Raw genomic sequence first — 2616 nt, 5'->3', positions numbered from 1 at the left:
ACATGGTATGTGGTATCTGAAACAAAAGGTCAGGATCAGATCAGGGTAATTGAAAATGGTTCAAAAAAATCCCCCGGGGCAAACTGAGGGATTTGTGTAGAAGAGACAGATAAAAGGGAGGGATTCGCGACACGATTTAACCAGATAAGTGATACTGTGAAGCTTGTCCCATTTGCAGCGCCTGCTTTGACTGTTAGAATAAGCCCACTTTTTTTTATCGTGATTGTCTTTATCTAGACGACTTTATATAGGTTAGTGTCCCATTATGACAACTAAGACGCGTTTTGCCCCTAGTCCTACCGGTTTCTTGCATGTTGGTGGTGCCCGTACTGCACTTTATTCTTGGTTACAAGCCCGTGCCAATAACGGTGAGTTTGTATTACGTATTGAAGACACTGATATTGAGCGTTCGACTCAAGCTGCTTGCGATGCGATTTTAGAAGGCATGAACTGGCTAGGTTTGACATGGGACGAGGGCCCATATTACCAAACTAAGCGTTTTGACCGTTATAACGAAATCATTGCTCAAATGTTAGAAAAGGGCACAGCGTATAAATGTTACTGTTCACGTGAGCGAATCGATGCCCTAAGAGAATCACAGGCCGCTAACGGTGAAGCACAAAAGTATGATGGTTGCTGTCGCGACTTACCCGCTCGCGAGACTGATGAACCATTTGTAGTGCGTTTTAAAAATCCAATCGGTGGTTCAGTGGTATTTGATGATCATGTTCGTGGTCGGATTGAATTTTCTAACGATGCATTAGATGACTTGATCATCGCCCGTACCGACGGCGTGCCAACCTATAACTTCTGTGTGGTGGTTGATGATTGGGATATGGGGATCACTTGTGTGGTGCGTGGTGAAGATCATATCAACAATACCCCGCGTCAAATCAACATTCTTAAAGCATTAGGGGCGCCGATCCCAGAATATGCACACGTATCTATGATTCTAGGTGATGACGGCGCTAAGTTGTCTAAGCGCCATGGCGCTGTTAGCGTAATGCAGTACCGTGACGATGGCTATTTACCAGAAGCACTGCTGAACTATTTAGTGCGTTTAGGTTGGTCACATGGCGATCAAGAGATTTTCTCATTAGAAGAAATGAAGCAATTCTTTAAGTTGAGTGACATCAACAAAGCCGCTTCTGCTTTTAATACCGATAAACTGGTGTGGTTGAACCAACACTATATAAAGATCCTAGATCCAGAATATGTGGCAACACACTTACAATGGCACATGGACGATCAAAAAATTGATCTGTCAAATGGCCCAGCATTAGCTGAAGTGGTCACTGCATTAGCTGAGCGCGCTAAGACTCTAAAAGAGTTAGCCGCATCTAGCCGCTATTTCTATGAAGATTTTGCTGAGTTTGATGAAGCACAGGCGAAAAAGCATTTACGCGGTGTTGCGTTAGAGCCATTGCAACTGGTGCAACAGAAATTATCAGCATTAACTGAGTGGACAGCTGAAGCTATTCATCAGGCAATTGAAGATACTGCGACTGAATTAGATGTGGGTATGGGTAAGGTCGGTATGCCTTTACGTGTTGCAGTAACAGGGGCAGGGCAGTCTCCAGGCTTAGATATCACACTATTTTTAATTGGAAGAAGCCGTTCTGAGCAAAGAATATCCAAAGCGATTGAATTTGTAGCAGATAGAATAAATTCCTAAAAAAACGAGTTGACACTTTTAGGTGCGCTGCATAGAATGCGCCACGCAGTTGAGACACAGTCGAGCAAATGCTTGCAGTGCACTTAAATGTAGTTCGATAGGTTTGGGGTTATAGCTCAGCTGGGAGAGCGCTTGCATGGCATGCAAGAGGTCCACGGTTCGATCCCGTGTAGCTCCACCAAACTTACCGTAGATGTTAAACGGGAACCTTTTCTAGTGAAAAGTTCAAATTAATATGTCCGGGGTCCCCTTCGTCTAGAGGCCTAGGACACCGCCCTTTCACGGCGGTAACAGGGGTTCGAATCCCCTAGGGGATACCAAATATTGGTTCTTACCAAATAACTAACGTGTTGTTTGGTAAGAACAAAGTCTAAATTTCTGCTGATACATATACTGCTAAAGTTAGCTGTGTTGACAAAAATTTGGGGCTATAGCTCAGCTGGGAGAGCGCTTGCATGGCATGCAAGAGGTCCACGGTTCGATCCCGTGTAGCTCCACCAATTTACTGCCTTATTAAGCAGAAACGAAAGTTTAAATTAATACACCCAAGGCACACTTCGCTACTTAGAAGAGCGCCTATGAGACCGTAGATGTTAAACGGGAACGTTAAGTTCAAATTAATATGTCCGGGTCCCCTTCGTCTAGAGGCCTAGGACACCGCCCTTTCACGGCGGTAACAGGGGTTCGAATCCCCTAGGGGATACCACATTTTGGTTCCTAGCAAATAACTAACGTGTTGTTTGGTAAGAACAAGGCATTTGCTTCCTAGCCTACTGAAGCGAATGTGTTACAAAGCTCGGTTACGAGTTAAAACATAAGTCCGGGTCCCCTTCGTCTAGAGGCCTAGGACACCGCCCTTTCACGGCGGTAACAGGGGTTCGAATCCCCTAGGGGATACCATCTATATTTTATAGAGAGTGGTTCCTAGCAAATAACTAACG

Annotated in this window: 1 protein-coding gene and 5 tRNA genes; all 6 read left to right on the top strand. The window is 44.8% G+C overall.

The window, feature by feature from the left end; genetic code table 11:
- The first annotated feature begins 265 nt into the window (after positions 1-265).
- The 6 genes from gltX (at position 266) to KO531_RS22120 (ending at position 2575) form a co-directional block, all read left to right on the top strand.
- A complete protein-coding gene (gene gltX, locus KO531_RS22145; protein ID WP_219252244.1) occupies positions 266-1675 on the top strand; it encodes a glutamate--tRNA ligase in 1410 nt (469 codons plus the stop codon).
- 105 nt (positions 1676-1780) lie between these two features.
- Positions 1781-1856, top strand: a tRNA-Ala gene (locus tag KO531_RS22140).
- Between the two features lie 63 nt (positions 1857-1919).
- Positions 1920-1995 (top strand) — tRNA-Glu (locus tag KO531_RS22135).
- Positions 1996-2099: 104 nt separating this feature from the next.
- Positions 2100-2175: transfer RNA gene (locus tag KO531_RS22130), tRNA-Ala, on the top strand.
- 130 nt (positions 2176-2305) lie between these two features.
- Positions 2306-2381 (top strand) — tRNA-Glu (locus KO531_RS22125).
- 118 nt (positions 2382-2499) lie between these two features.
- Positions 2500-2575: transfer RNA gene (locus KO531_RS22120), tRNA-Glu, on the top strand.
- Positions 2576-2616 lie beyond the last annotated feature (41 nt).

The organism is Shewanella sp. NKUCC06_TVS (assembly GCF_019345515.1).
Taxonomy (GTDB): domain Bacteria; phylum Pseudomonadota; class Gammaproteobacteria; order Enterobacterales; family Shewanellaceae; genus Shewanella; species Shewanella oncorhynchi.
Note: the sequence above shows the minus strand (reverse complement) of the source record. Positions and strands in the feature narration are given on the sequence as shown.